The following is a 12,225-nucleotide window of genomic DNA, read 5'->3' as shown; positions in this document are numbered from 1 at the left end:
TCGTCGTTGACCGGAGGGTGTGCGAATGGCGGTAATAATGCCATCCTTTTCCCATCGCCTGAGCGTATGTAGGCAAACTCCAAAATGTTCGGCTGCTTGTCTTGGGGTTGAGTAGCCAAAAGTGAATAATGCTGAATATTCTGCTAGTTTAACACATTATTCAGATAATTGCAGCAAAATTCAGTAAATCAATCAACAGGAGAATGCTCCCCTACGAACCGGCTTGATTTTGCCACTTTTTGCCGAAATCTGTCAGCGTTTCCTTGGGAATTTGCTGCTGCAACCATTCCAAAGCCCGATTTTGGTGCGGGTGAAGGCCGGCGCGATCGTACACTTTGCAAACATCGACCAAATTAATCGGCCTGTTACCGACTCTTGCTATCAATTGAGTGCGCCACTCTTCAGCAAATTTCTGCATGGTTGGCGCGGGAATCCTGCCCTGCAACCACTCCAAAGCTCTTTCTTGGTGAGGACTTTGACCGCTGAGGTCGTAAGTATTGCAAACATTCACTAAACTCAAAAACCCGATCGGCCCTGCGGCTCTAGTTTGAGGTGGATTTACTCTGGCTGCGGGAGTAGGTGCAGGCCTTGTCGCAGGTGCAGTCTGGGTTGCTACGTTTTGCTGCGGCAGACTGCTAGCAGTCTTGCGTTGGGTACCCACACCGCAAACTAAATTATTTCTGCCGTAAGTCGGATCGGAAGGGCGAACATTGATTGGTGTGGTGGCTTCGCAGACAATGGAGATAGTCACCGGATTCTTTAAACTGGCGTTTTCTTCCAAGAAAATTGCTCCGACATAAGCTTTCATATCCGCAGATTTCGGTATTGCATAGTGAAAAGCGCCTCTGGTAGTGGTGCGAATTGCAAAGTTGTAATCCTGTGGCAATAAAATACTAAAGGTTTTGGCGATCGACCCCACAGAATTGAGAAAATCGTGGTTGCGAACCACATAGGTTTGCTGGCCGCGCACCATCGCACTAATTGCCGACTCCGCAGGTGATAGCGCTTCCCTCGCTGCGATGCGTTCCGGTGCTGGCACTAAAGCCTGCGACTGTTGTACTTCCGGCGGCTGGGCTGCGGGTGCGGGTGCGGGTGCTGGTGCTGGTGCGGGTGCTGGTGCTGGTGCGGGTGCTGGTGCTGGCGTTATCGGCGGTGGCGGTGCTATTTGCACGGGTGGATTCTGGGCTGAGGTCGATCGGGCGTCGCCCCTTATTTGGTTCCGTCTCGCCAGAAATATCTCAAAAGGAACGCCGTAATTCTCTACAGCCTGTTGAAGCCGCACGTCAGCTTTACCGTGAGTTGCTACCACACGGCCGTTGCTGTCGAGAACCGGGCCGCCACTCATACCGGGGAGAGATGCGCCGTCGTAGGATAGTTCGTAACCTTCACGAGAGCCGGGGGCTCTACCGTTGACGTTGACAGGGTAAAAGCGGTAGCCGCGTTTGGTATCAAATTGTCCGGGACTGGGATAGCCTGCTACATAAACTGTTGACCCAGGCTGCAAATTTGCAGAGGTCGCAGTTTGAGCGACTCCGTAGTTATTTTTGCTTTGGAACTGCAACACTGCTAAATCTGTTCCCGGCACGTTTATGGCTTCGTAGATTTTGTAACGCATACCGTCGCCAGTTTGAATAAAGCATTCACCAGTAGTTGCTACGACGTGATTGGCTGTGAGGACAGTATAATTTTCACCTTGACGCTCAATTATCGATCCCGATCCCTGACAGTCGCCAGCGATCATTACTGTAAATTTTTTAGCAATTTCCCCGATTTCGGTTCGTTCTAGTGCTGGTGCTGGCAGAATTTGCACTGAGACGACGATCGCCACCGCCCCTACCAATGTTGTTGAAATTCTGCTATAAAATTTTGTCATCAGAAAAATGGGTTTGAAACCCCGTCCTAGAAGGACGGCTTTACAATGTTTGCAATGCGCCACGAGTTGTAAGCCAAAAACTTACAATCTGGGGGTAATGCGTTTTGAGTTAGACGCTTGCCAGTTTTTAACTCGTGCAAGCTAATTGTTTTTCGGTCTGGTTCTTTCTTTGTAGGAGATTCTTGCCATCCGCCAACATAACAGAACCCATATTTAGGATGTTTAACGATCGAACCACGCTTAAACCCCGCACTTAAAGTGCCACCGTACCGAGAGCGGATATGACCTGTAGAATGCTGCAAACGATGGAGTTGCCTGCGATGAAACTCAAGAGAGATTACTTCTATTAGCTTGGTATTGTCAGGTTGAATGTGTCCCCCTGTATACCAATTAGCTAATACCCAAGAATCAATGCAGTGAGCCTCAAACTTCTTCGATAGCTTCTGTTTGGATTTTTTTAGTCCTAAACTTTGACGTAGCTCATAAGTATCGTTTCCCGATCTAATCTCAAGATGGGCAATCTTTCTAATCTCACAGTAAAACCACTTTTTGCCCACTTCTAAAGGACTAAACGATACATTCCACACGGGCGATCCGTTTTTCCTCTTTTGTGCCTTGATGTCCTCTACAACAAATGTCGATATCGGAAACATCAATGTCAACCAGTTAGCTATCCTTAACTTCCACTGCCATCTTGATGCCGTGGATGGGGGGATACGATTTTTGTTAACCAGCCTGTTAGCTCTATTTTGGCGGCACGGCGTGTTCCGAAATCGACGAGATCGTCGCATATTGCGCCTGACCTCTACACGGTCTTTTACCCAATCAATTGCATGAGTTTGGATATTTAAGTAAGTATGCGATTTGGATTTAACGGTAAATCCTTCGCGCTTGCTGCCTGGATCGATGCCAACCGCTATGGGTTGATAGTTGTGATTTGAAGGTTCTGCATTTAGTCGGATGCAAAATACTCCTTTTTTCCAGAATGGTGTTGCCTTGCCTGATTTGATCCAACGCTTAGCACGGGCGTTGGTAGTCGGCATTAACGGTCTATTTTCACTGTTGACAACGGGTACAAACATTTACGGTAAGTCCTATTTCTAGGTGTATATTTCCCTTCGCCACTGACTGCCAGAGCGGTTAAAAACTAGAGAGGCATTCTTAACGTCTTGCAGGATACCACTCCCAGGCAGTTCAGTCTGTCTTTTAAGGACGTAGGCTAGACACTGTTTTAGTCTTGAATCAAGAAGGTGGTGAGTCTTCCTCTTTCAAGCCCCACGCCTTGATAGCTGGGGTTAGTGACTGTCCAATTATTTAGTTTAGTTTAAGGAATAGTAGGGCGGGTTTGTATATATTGTCGATCGCTCAAATCGCCACCAAGCCAAAGCACGAAATATCGCACACTCAATCGCGCCTATTTTTTCACAGAATTGGTTGTCATTTCCAGCCCTGAAGGTGCTAGCTGCTTAAAAGTGTCGATCGGAATTCCCCAACTGTACTTACTCATCTGCTCTCGCAGCGCTGCATTCGGTTCAGTGCCATCTTTATACTGGTATGGGTCTCCCCACAGCGGGTAAGCGTGGACGCCGTTAACCCCCACCACCTCGCCGCGAACATTCAGCAGCGGCCCGCCGCTCATCCCTTTTTCAATCTCATTGGTGTAACCAATTTGATAGCCACCTTCCAAAGCTTTATCTAACACTCGCCAAACTTTGCCAGTTTTGAAGACAAATCCTCGGTCTTTTTGACCTTCTTCTGTCAAAGGAAACCCACCTGCAAATACTGCATCCTCAACTTTTGGTACGGCACCCGGCTTAGCAGTGGTATATTCAACGCTGCTAGTAAAGCGCAACAACGCCAAATCATTGCCTTTAAAATTAGCGTCTTTGACGAAGATTGCAGGGTAAATTTTATTATCTGGGGTTTGGATTTGGTAGGGAGCCTTGCCGGCTTTGAGGACGTGTTCGTTTGTCAGTACGGTGTACTGCGAACCCTGCTTGCGAATGGCGATTCCCGTTCCGGCAACTTGTCCAGACGATCGCACCCTAACAGCGATAGACTCAGCTTGTTGCTGCAATTGCTGTTGCGACATTTCGACTGGCATCTGTTTTAAGAAATTTTTGGCACGCGGAAGTTGTGCAGGCAAAATCATTGAGATGCCACTGATACAAGTTGCCAAGATTAGTGAACGCCAATCCATGTTTGTTTAGCTCGCAGTTTCTTTGCTACTTTTACCACAAACGCTCGTTGTCTGGTAGTTCGTTTTCAAACCATTGATTGAGATTGACGTTAGCAAAGCCATTTTCGTATGTTACCAGTTGCTTTTCCCCACTCAGGTAAAGCGGCTGCTTGGAGGCGCGGTTGCGGGTGTTGAGCATTTCTTCGAGAATCTGGTTGGCATTGTTGGGCCGGGGTACTGTCAGCACTATTGCTTCAGCACTCGAACAGTTCCCGCTACCTCTGACTCTATCGACGCACAATACTTGTTGACCATTGAAAGTCCCCGCTCTCATGAATCGGAGTTGACCGTTATCGTTAAACCGTTGAAATCTAGCCGATACGTCTTCGCAGCGCCGTTTGGGAGTCCAACCTGAACCGGAAAAAGCTTCATTGTTCCAAACTATCAGCGGTACGGGGCCTTTAGCGGCCGTGCGGACGATGGTTGCTGGTTTGCCTTCGCTAATCCCGCAGAAAAATTGATTTCTGGTTTGAGCTTGGCTCGGCTGCGAAAAAACACCCGATGTACCTATAACGATCGCTGCCGCGGCGAGCTTGCCAAATAAAGGTTGTCTCATTAGAGTAGCCTATATAGTTTTAATGATTGGAATTTTTTTTACGTTCTCTCCCGTTAAACTCGATCGAGTTCACAGGAGACCCCTTGCCGCACATAGTTTTTAAATCTTGCGACCCTTAACATTTTACTTTACATTATCAAATAATATTAGTCAATCTGCGTCCACCAAATTTTTGATAATTAGCTGCTACCTGTTCTGAGCCTCGCCGCAGCCCGCCCCACAATCATATTCAATCTTTTTTTTGTGGAACAGGCTTCTAGCCTGTTGTTGTGGAACAAGCTTCTAGCCTGTTGTTGTGGAACAAGCTTCTAGCCTGTTGTTGTGGAACAGGCTTCTAGCCTGTTGTTGTGGAACAAGCTTCTAGCCTGTTCGTTCGATCGCACTTCCCAGCATTCCGTCAACCGTTTAGATAATAATCGCGCGTTCCCTTCGCATTCATAGCTTCTCCGAGTCGCTGCAAACCGTACACGTAAGCAGCAGTTCTCATACAAACCGACAATTCCTGAGATTTTGTCCAAATTGCCTCAGTTTCCTCGACCATTTTGTGCTGCAACCGCTGGTTGACTTCCTCCAGCGTCCAATAAAGCCCACTGCGATTTTGCACCCACTCAAAATAACTCACCGTCACGCCCCCGGCATTGACTAAAATATCCGGGAACACCTGAATTCCCCGCGCTTCCAAAATCAAATCAGCAGCAGAATCTATCGGCCCGTTTGCTACTTCAAAAATAAACTTAGCCTTGACATCATTGACATTTTGTGCAGTGATTTGATTCTCCAAAGCTGCTGGAACCAGCACGTCTACATCTAAGGCTAAAAGCTGCTCGTTTGTCAAGATTTCGTGTTCGACAATATTGCAGACAGAACCTTCGCAGTAAATAGCTTTGATACCTTTGTTAGCTTCTTTGAAGTGGCGGATGCTGGGAATATCCAGCCCTTGTTTCGCATGAATTCCCCCTTGGGAATCGCTGACAGCCACAACTTTGTAACCTGCTTTCCAGAGCAATTCTGCTAATTCCGCTCCGGCATTACCAAAACCTTGGACGGCTACCGTTGTCTCCCACGGAGTTCGGTTAAATTTGGGTAGGAGATTTTGAATTACAAAAAAAGCGCCGGTGGCGGTGGCGGTATCTCTGCCCAAACTGCCACCGATTGTGACTGGTTTACCTGTCACCACCGCCGGACTGAGCTGCCGCTTAATAATATTGTACTGATCCATCATCCAACCCATAATCATGGGATTGGTGTAGACATCCGGTGCGGGAATATCGACATCTGGGCCGATGAAATCTGCGATCGCATCTACGTAACCCCGACTCAATCTTTCCAATTCGAGTTTGGATAATTCTTTGGGATTGACTGTGATTCCGCCTTTGGCTCCTCCAAAGGGTATGTTGAGCACTGCACATTTAAATGTCATCCAAAATGCCAGTGATTGCACTTCATCGAGGGATACTTTCGGGTGGTAGCGCACTCCTCCTTTCGACGGGCCTCTGGTATCGTCGTAGCGCACTCGATAACCTTGGAAAATTCGCAGGGAACCGTCATCCATCCGCACGGGAATTGATACGATTAAACTGGATTTGGGATATTTGAGCCGCTCGCTAGTATCCTCGGAAAGGGATACATATTTTAAGGCTCGTTCTAGTCGGCGGCTGGCATCGGCAAATAATGATTCAGACATAAGAATAGTTGACAGTTGACAGTTGACAGTTGACAGTTGACAGTTGACCGAAGGAAGAAGCTAGAAGGAAGAGGAAAGACGGGAAAAGGAACAATGAAGAAGGAAGAAGGAAGAAGAAAGAGGGAAGATAGGAGAATAATTTGCCGGAAAGCTCTGGGTTAGGTGGTATTTTAAATTTAATTATTTTGGCTTAACTGCTGGTTTTTCGATACTTTCTAATTTAATCACGATCGCGGTTTGATTCTGGATAACTGCCTTCTACCTTCTACAATAACTGTATAAGTGGCTTCTGTCTGATTGTCGATCGACAATCTGGCAGTCCCAAGCAGCAATTCAGCAGATACAGTTAAAATAGAGGGTGATATTTAAGCTCAAGCAGCAATTTGAGGAGAGATCGCTCAAATCACCGCCAGCCACCAGGGGAATTATATTCTGAAATCATCGACGCTTTAGCAAACGCTATAAACTAAATTATTATGATGGTTGGACTCCTAGCCGCGCTCTCTGCGTCTGCGGCGGGGGGTATGAGAATTGCCCTTCCCCTGCTGTTGATTGGTTTGTTGCGGATTGACAAACTTTGGTCAGAAATACCTCTATTGTCTCGCGTTCACCCCCAAGTGGTGATATCTATCTTGGTGAGTTGGTCGCTGTTGGAGGTATTTGCTTCTAAAACCTTTGTCGGACAGCGGGTGCTGCAAGTTGTGCAAATTATTTTTAGTCCTATTGTAGGAGCAATTATGGGAATTGCGATCGCTCAGGTAAGTGCGATCGACGAAATGATTCTTCACCCTGGGATGCTGTGCATCATTGGTATTGTCGGAGGTTTGCTGGCTTTAGTGCTGCAACTGGTACAAGCAGGATGGCTTTACCGACTACATATTTTACCGATTTGGGTGATTTTCCTGCAAGATGTTCTGTGTATTTCCTTGGTTTTGTTTGCCTTTGACGCCCCGAAAGAGGGTGCGTTAATTGCTATGCTGCTGCTGTGGTTGGCTATTCGCAGTTCTAAGGAGTGGTATTGCTGGTACAGAAGTCAGGGAGTACCGGGGGATGGGGGAAATCCCCGCCGCCACAAGCGCAATCCAGATTAATTTTTAGGTACGTAGTTGCGCTTGAGCGCTCTTTCTTAGGAATGATAATTAAATAACTTACAATCTTTATTGTTATTGTGGGATGGGCGTCCCGCCCGTCCAGAAAGGACGAGATCTTCTGGCCAATCCCACTTTCTTTGTGTAAATTATTTAATTCGCGATCGTTATATAAAAGCAAGAGCGCTGAAGCGCAACTACGTACCTTTCGGAGCGCTGAAGCGCAACTACGTACCTTTCGGAGCGCTGAAGCGCAACTACGTACCTTTCGGAGCGCTGAAGCGCAACTACGTACCTTTTATTCAATGAATTTAATCTCGATACAAAAACCGCCCTCTTGCGGTTTTTAGATGCGCGGGGCGGGTTTTATGTTGAGATTCTTTGTCTGCTGTTGGTTCGGATTGCAGGCTTAATCTGCACCTAAAGATCTAAAGCAAGCCGATCGAGTGTAGCGGGCCTTGACCCGTAATTAACTCGATCACTAATGCTATAAAACCAATCATTGCTACACGACCGTTCCAGACTTCCGCCCCCGTCGTCAAACCCCACTCCCACTGCTCTTGAGGGTACATTTTAACTTTCTTGGAAGGGCGTATCACATCCGCAAATTTAACGCTGGGAGATTCTATCGACTCGATTACTAAATCTGCCAAGGCTTCAATAAATACCGGATGAGTATTCAATGCAGGGACTCGGTAGAAATTTTCAATCCCCGACTCTTCTGCTAATTCTCGATACTCCATGTCAATTTCTTGCAGAGTCTCGATGTGCTCGGAAACAAAACTAATTGGAACTACCAACAAATCTTGAACTCCACTTTCTGCTAATTCGGTAATCGCTTCTTCGGTGTAAGGCTTGAGCCATTCCACCGGGCCAACCCGACTTTGATAAGCTAGTGTGTGTTCGTTCGATCGATTCAAATGTTCCATAATCAGACGAGTACAATCTTGAATCTCCCGCTGATATGGGTCTCCAGCCTCTTCTACGTAGCTGAGGGGGACGCCGTGGGCGCTGAAAAAGATGTGAACTCGATCGGGATTTGGACTGTTATCTAATTCTTGGGCGATCAATTCCGACATTGCCTGAAGGTAGCCTGGTCGGTGATACCAAGAAGGAATCGCGGTATATTCTATCTGGTTGAGATCTGGATCTTGGTTCCACATTTCTTCTAGCTGTCGGAAGCTAGAACCGCTGGTGCTGATCGAAAATTGAGGATACAATGGCAAGATTGCCAATTGTTCGATGCGATCGCGCTTTATTTTGGCGATCGCCTCTTCAGTAAAAGGATGCCAGTAACGCATCCCCACATATACTTTGGCATCTTGTCCCTTAGACTGCAAAAGTTCTTGCAGCGCCAAGCCTTGTTCTTCGGTAATCCGCCGCAAAGGAGAGCCGCCACCGATTTGGCGGTAGTTTTCCTGGGATTTTTTAAAACGCAGAGTCGAAATCAACCAGGCGAGCGGTTTCTGCATCCACGGAAACGGAATGCGAATGATTTCCGGGTCAGCGAACAAGTTGAACAGGAAAGGACGGACATCCTCGATTTGATCGGGCCCGCCCAAGTTTAATAGTAATACTCCTACACGGCCCATAGCGGTTACGCCTCTCCCATCGTCTCAGTTCTGTTAGTTATTTTTATCATATAACTTAATAATATCTTAAGTCGATAGCAAGATATACATAATTTTGAATATGGCAACAATTTTGAGAGATTTAAGTTATAGGTATCAGTGGCTGTACGATGCGATCGCGCGTCTGGCTGCTTTGAGCGTAGGTGGCGAAACTCGTTTTAGGCAGCTAGCCTTGGAAAATGTGACCCTGGGCGCGAAAACTAAAGTTTTAGACCTTTGTTGCGGTAGCGGTCAAACTACGCAATTTCTCGTGCAATATTCCCAGGATGTCACAGGACTTGACGCTTCACCATTATCGCTGCAACGGGCAAGAAAAAATGTGCCATCAGCCAATTATGTAGAAGCTTTTGCCGAATCGATGCCTTTTGGCGACAATCATTTTGATTTAGTACACAGCAGCGTTGCGATGCACGAAATGCAGCCGTTACAGTTGAGGCAAATTTTTCAAGAAGTATACCGCGTGCTCAAGCCCGGTGGTCTATTCACTTTGGTAGATTTTCATCGGCCCACAAATCTGCTATTGTGGCCGGGGTTGGCTGTATTTTTGTGGTTGTTTGAGACTGAAACTGCTTGGCAGTTGATTGAAACTGACTTGGAGAGTTTGTTGGCCCAAGTGGGATTTCAACTCTACAATTCAGAAGAAAGCGAACAACCTAAACTTTATGCTGGCGGCAGCATTCAAGTTATCCAAGTTAAAAAATAGGTACGTTGTTGCGCTTGAGCGCTCTTTCTTTTATATATAAGCAAGAGCAAGTTAAAAAATAGGTACGTTGTTGCGCTTGAGCGCTCTTTCTGTATATCTAGGAAAGAGCAAGTTCAAAAATAGGTACGTAGTTGCGCTTGGGCGCTCTTTCTTTATATAGATCAAAGAGCGCTCAAGCGCAACTACGTACCTGGATTTAATGTGACATTTGCGTCCATGACTGTTGACTAAACAAACTTTTTCGCTTCAGCCAAAGCTGCTTCAAACTTAAGCAATACATCCTTTTCTGTGTGAATAACTTTCTCCTGTTCTAGTAGCGGGCGGCCAAACCGAAAAATACCATCTTGTTCTACGTGGTCTACAGCAGGAAGCGTTTCGGGATGTGGCAAAAATTTGCGACCGATTGTGTACGGCGTGTGGTAAGAAAAACTAAAATCTGGAAACTTATCGCTCTTAATTTCCAGGTAGTAAAGCGAATAATAATCCTTTGTTTCACAGTACACGCATTCCCGACACTTATTTACCAGTTTCCGGTTTTGATAGAAAAAATCCCACTTATCCCAATAGTAGTCATCTTTCATCATGTCCTGGTGGTCGTCGCACAGTTCCAGATATAATTTGTCAGCACCGGGAGGACGGTAAAAGTAAAGCATCGCATAGGGCATTTCAATCAGTAATTTGACTGCTTGATTTTTGCGCTCGTACCATTCTTGCTGGTGAATTTCGTAAATTTCGTAGACTTCGTTAGATTTAATTGCTTTAAAGCTGTTAAGCTGATTTTCTTTTGCCCACCGCGACGCCCAAACTGTCCAGTAAGCTAACTGGAAAGTTGCTGAAATTTCCGCCGAACCTTGTTCTTTCCAGTCGGAAATAATTTTTTCCCACGCTGCACTAAAAGCTCCTCGCGATTGTTCGTTTTGTTCGGAGTTTTCTGTATTGATTGGCTCGGCTGTTGGGCGAGGATTTTTAATCAACCCTTTTGGTTCTTTGCGCCAGTTATCAATGTCAGTTGGCGTGAGAGTTAAGATGAATCTTCTGTCGTGAACGGGATATTCTAAATGAATTCCCGATTTGCGGAAAGAGCGGTATTCTAGGATCGGGAGCCTGCCTTGTTCGATCCATTGCTGGCGTTCTGCTGCTGAACACTTGAGCATTGCTTCTAATTCTACCGGATCGACGGCTAATTCACTTTTGAAGGTCTCCCAAAATCTTTCTTGTTCGGCTGCATTTGCTTCCAGCACTGATACAATTGTGCTGACGATGCGATCTGTTTGGTCTTGAGAATTGTCGGGAAGTCCTAAGAAGTCGAGGAGTTGGGCTTTGAGTATTCGTCTGGCAGAAATTAGCTCGGCTAACATGAGAAGCTCCAGTAGAGTCTGAACTTGCAACCTTGAATTCGCAAGATTTGTGCAAGTCTTATATATCTTAATGGATTCTCTTGAGTTGTCGGCAATTGAATTCACATCCGATCGCCAATTGTAACGGATATTGTCTCGCACAGGTCGATTTTACGGGATTTGGGCTTGAAAGTCGTGAAGCCCACTACCCAGTCATATCTAAGCAAAAACACTCAAAGCCAGGTTGTAAGGTCGATTTCCTACGGGATAGCTACGTCGCGCGTGCTTGTGCCAAAACCGGCTAAAATCGATAATTGCGATCGCGCACCCACAAACTCACAGGCACAGCATGGCCTGTTTTGTCAACCTTGACTTCTACGACAAAAGACTGCCGCTGCTTCCGTTGAGCTTCGCTAATCTCGTCATTGACTTTTTCCCTTTCATTCTCGGGCATATAATAAGTTTCCAAGCCGTATTCCATGCGCGAACCGTTATATTTGCCTTGAATGGCGATTTGATTGGCTGGCAAATTTGGGGGATTTTTGAGACTGACGCGCGTCGGTTTCCAAGCTTGGGGGCGGACAGAATTTGTCGCGGCTTTTGGCGCTTCTAGGATGACATAAAAACTGATATTTTGGTTGACACGGTATATTTGTTTTTCGCAAACAACTCCGCGCGGACAAGGTATTTTCTCTAGTTTTCCTGGTAAATCTTGCCAGCCGGGGAGCTTTTCGAGATTTGTGCGATCGGAAATATCATAACTCAAAACTTGGTAATATCCGCGCAAAAAGTCGTAGGGGTCTACTGGTGCAGTTTGCAAGACAACTGTTTTGCCAGTAACAAAAGTGTACACTGCTGGAGCCGGTACTGCGGCAATCAGTCCAATTTGTAAAATCAATGGAATCCACAGCCGCCACGTGGGAAGCCGTTTTGCAGTGGGGGGAAGGGTGAAGGATGGGGACTGAATTAAAGTGTTGGTTGTTTCTGAGTTTTCGGTATTCATATTAGTATTTGGGAATTTGTGATTAATTGGTATGTTGTTGGGCTTGAGCCTCCTTGAGACGTATAGACAAAGAGGGCTAAAGCCCAACAACGTACCTAATTTTTAGGATAA

Annotated in this window: 10 protein-coding genes and 1 pseudogene; 2 read left to right on the top strand and 9 right to left on the bottom strand. The window is 46.3% G+C overall.

Annotation, left to right across the window (positions count from 1 at the left end; translation table 11 throughout):
• From JGK20_RS21955 to JGK20_RS21930, 6 genes and pseudogenes are all read right to left on the bottom strand, one after another.
• A pseudogene (locus JGK20_RS21955) lies at positions 1-105 on the bottom strand (MerR family DNA-binding transcriptional regulator); the annotation flags it as partial.
• Positions 106-211: 106 nt separating this feature from the next.
• Entirely contained in the window at positions 212-1,873 is a 1,662-nt protein-coding gene (locus tag JGK20_RS21950; RefSeq protein WP_293192527.1) for a trypsin-like peptidase domain-containing protein, read from the bottom strand.
• Positions 1,874-1,899: 26 nt separating this feature from the next.
• The gene (locus tag JGK20_RS21945) at positions 1,900-2,955 is read right to left on the bottom strand and encodes an RRXRR domain-containing protein (RefSeq protein WP_293184066.1); all 1,056 of its coding nucleotides are present in this window, start codon (positions 2,953-2,955) and stop codon (positions 1,900-1,902) included.
• A 332-nt stretch (positions 2,956-3,287) separates the two neighbouring features.
• Complete coding sequence (locus JGK20_RS21940) at positions 3,288-4,073, bottom strand: serine protease (RefSeq protein ID WP_293184063.1); 786 nt, start codon at positions 4,071-4,073, stop codon at positions 3,288-3,290.
• Positions 4,074-4,104: 31 nt separating this feature from the next.
• Complete coding sequence (locus tag JGK20_RS21935; RefSeq protein WP_293184061.1) at positions 4,105-4,668, bottom strand: COP23 domain-containing protein; 564 nt, start codon at positions 4,666-4,668, stop codon at positions 4,105-4,107.
• Between the two features lie 397 nt (positions 4,669-5,065).
• The gene (locus tag JGK20_RS21930) at positions 5,066-6,352 is read right to left on the bottom strand and encodes a Glu/Leu/Phe/Val dehydrogenase (protein WP_293192526.1); all 1,287 of its coding nucleotides are present in this window, start codon (positions 6,350-6,352) and stop codon (positions 5,066-5,068) included.
• A 479-nt stretch (positions 6,353-6,831) separates the two neighbouring features.
• On the opposite strand from JGK20_RS21930, the gene JGK20_RS21925 reads away from it, so the two are divergent.
• The gene (locus JGK20_RS21925) at positions 6,832-7,443 is read left to right on the top strand and encodes a DUF4126 domain-containing protein (protein ID WP_293184070.1); all 612 of its coding nucleotides are present in this window, start codon (positions 6,832-6,834) and stop codon (positions 7,441-7,443) included.
• Positions 7,444-7,868: 425 nt separating this feature from the next.
• Here the strand turns inward: JGK20_RS21925 and hemH are convergent, their stop codons facing one another.
• Positions 7,869-9,032 carry a ferrochelatase gene (gene hemH / locus JGK20_RS21920; RefSeq protein WP_293184056.1) on the bottom strand — a complete coding sequence of 388 codons (1,164 nt, stop codon included), beginning with the start codon at positions 9,030-9,032 and terminating at the stop codon, positions 7,869-7,871.
• Between the two features lie 100 nt (positions 9,033-9,132).
• On the opposite strand from hemH, the gene JGK20_RS21915 reads away from it, so the two are divergent.
• Positions 9,133-9,774 carry a class I SAM-dependent methyltransferase gene (locus JGK20_RS21915; RefSeq protein ID WP_293184054.1) on the top strand — a complete coding sequence of 214 codons (642 nt, stop codon included), beginning with the start codon at positions 9,133-9,135 and terminating at the stop codon, positions 9,772-9,774.
• Positions 9,775-10,001: 227 nt separating this feature from the next.
• On the opposite strand, the gene JGK20_RS21910 is transcribed toward JGK20_RS21915, so the two are convergent.
• Positions 10,002-11,132 (bottom strand): hypothetical protein, encoded by a 1,131-nt coding sequence (locus JGK20_RS21910; protein WP_293197952.1) that lies wholly within the window; start codon positions 11,130-11,132, stop codon positions 10,002-10,004.
• A gap of 280 nt (positions 11,133-11,412) precedes the next feature.
• The gene (locus JGK20_RS21905; protein WP_293219482.1) at positions 11,413-12,114 is read right to left on the bottom strand and encodes a GDYXXLXY domain-containing protein; all 702 of its coding nucleotides are present in this window, start codon (positions 12,112-12,114) and stop codon (positions 11,413-11,415) included.
• Between the last annotated feature and the right edge of the window lie 111 nt (positions 12,115-12,225).

It is taken from the genome of Microcoleus sp. PH2017_05_CCC_O_A (genome assembly GCF_020738785.1).
Lineage (GTDB): Bacteria > Cyanobacteriota > Cyanobacteriia > Cyanobacteriales > Microcoleaceae > Microcoleus.
This window is presented reverse-complemented; position numbering and strand designations above follow the sequence as displayed.

Coding starts and splice junctions, on each gene's coding strand:
- JGK20_RS21930 (WP_293192526.1), bottom strand. CDS start 6,352: ATGTCTGAATCATTATTTGCCGATGCCAGCCGCCGACTAGAACGAGCC.
- JGK20_RS21925 (WP_293184070.1), top strand. CDS start 6,832: ATGGTTGGACTCCTAGCCGCGCTCTCTGCGTCTGCGGCGGGGGGTATG.
- JGK20_RS21950 (WP_293192527.1), bottom strand. CDS start 1,873: ATGACAAAATTTTATAGCAGAATTTCAACAACATTGGTAGGGGCGGTG.
- hemH (WP_293184056.1), bottom strand. CDS start 9,032: ATGGGCCGTGTAGGAGTATTACTATTAAACTTGGGCGGGCCCGATCAA.
- JGK20_RS21935 (WP_293184061.1), bottom strand. CDS start 4,668: ATGAGACAACCTTTATTTGGCAAGCTCGCCGCGGCAGCGATCGTTATA.
- JGK20_RS21940 (WP_293184063.1), bottom strand. CDS start 4,073: ATGGATTGGCGTTCACTAATCTTGGCAACTTGTATCAGTGGCATCTCA.
- JGK20_RS21905 (WP_293219482.1), bottom strand. CDS start 12,114: ATGAATACCGAAAACTCAGAAACAACCAACACTTTAATTCAGTCCCCA.
- JGK20_RS21945 (WP_293184066.1), bottom strand. CDS start 2,955: ATGTTTGTACCCGTTGTCAACAGTGAAAATAGACCGTTAATGCCGACT.
- JGK20_RS21915 (WP_293184054.1), top strand. CDS start 9,133: ATGGCAACAATTTTGAGAGATTTAAGTTATAGGTATCAGTGGCTGTAC.
- JGK20_RS21910 (WP_293197952.1), bottom strand. CDS start 11,132: ATGTTAGCCGAGCTAATTTCTGCCAGACGAATACTCAAAGCCCAACTC.